This is a genomic window from Pseudovibrio flavus (assembly GCF_009711345.1).
In the GTDB taxonomy this organism is placed as follows: Bacteria; Pseudomonadota; Alphaproteobacteria; order Rhizobiales; family Stappiaceae; genus Pseudovibrio; species Pseudovibrio flavus.
The window spans coordinates 1-228 of record NZ_SMMA01000004.1; the positions used below are offsets into that span (position 1 = coordinate 1).

Below are 228 nucleotides of genomic sequence, written 5' to 3' on the forward strand. Positions count from 1 at the left end.
GTTGTCTCGAGGCGCTTATCCTTGACGATCGCTTCCATATCCGAGCCGGTGGTGTAATCCCAAGCAACAGAGCCGTAAGGGGTAAAGCCGCCGTCCATTGCGTAGGCGAGGGATGTACCAAGGCGGAAGGTATGGGCAGAAGCTGCCTCAAAGCGGGTGTACTCGCCAGCAAGGTGGGCTTCGTTGCCATCCATCCAAGAATAGATGTACTTGCCGTGTAGACCCCAG

General features: G+C 56.6%; 1 protein-coding gene. It reads right to left on the reverse strand.

The window, feature by feature from the left end:
* On the reverse strand, positions 1 to 228 hold a 228-nt coding region (locus E1162_RS19325), incomplete at both ends, for a hypothetical protein (protein WP_257098519.1).